This is a genomic window from Ectobacillus ponti (assembly GCF_024294785.1).
Taxonomy (GTDB): Bacteria; Bacillota; Bacilli; order Bacillales; family Bacillaceae_G; genus Ectobacillus; species Ectobacillus ponti.
Genome location: NZ_JANCLT010000100.1, coordinates 1 through 551, shown reverse-complemented (window position 1 = coordinate 551; position 551 = coordinate 1). Strand labels below are relative to the sequence as shown.

Below are 551 nucleotides of genomic sequence, written 5' to 3'. Positions count from 1 at the left end.
CGAAATTTTTCAAAATTTTTAATTTTTTTCGTGAATTTTGATAATATTTGTTCAAAAATTTCGGTGAGATCCGATCAAACCGGCTAAACCGAAAGGTTTAACCCTGTGCAGCTGTGGATGAGCAAATTATAAGCAAAGCGATGGATACCAGTCGTAGACGGTGGGGGAGTTGGGCTGCGGGCGGTCGAAGAGGTTGGCGCCGAGGCTCTTGGTGGCGAGGTTGCTCCCCGGGTGGAACACGCTCCTCCACACGTTGCTGCCCCGCGGCGTCGTCGTCGCCGTCGTCGTCGGAGACGAAGACGACGGCGTCACCGGCGTCGTCGGGGTCGTCGGCATCGACTGCGTCCGCTTGTACGCCGCCCCGCTCGCCTCGCCGTCGCCATCTTTGTTGATGACAAGGGGGCGGGTTGTAGCGGCCTTGCGGAGCTTCTCCAGGCCGGTCTCCGGTCGAGGCCCGGCCACCACGTCGTCCCACAGCTTCTCCAGCATCTTCCTGATCTCTGCTTCCACGCACTCAACAACTGTTCTCTGTCTTTCAACTTTAGAACTTC

The 551-nt window shown here is 56.8% G+C and carries 1 protein-coding gene; it reads right to left on the bottom strand.

Features of this window, described 5'->3' with window-relative positions; genetic code table 11:
• Positions 1–126: 126 nt before the first annotated feature.
• Positions 127–551: hypothetical protein (locus tag NK662_RS24750; RefSeq protein WP_254761373.1), on the bottom strand; the 425-nt coding region annotated here is incomplete at its 5' end.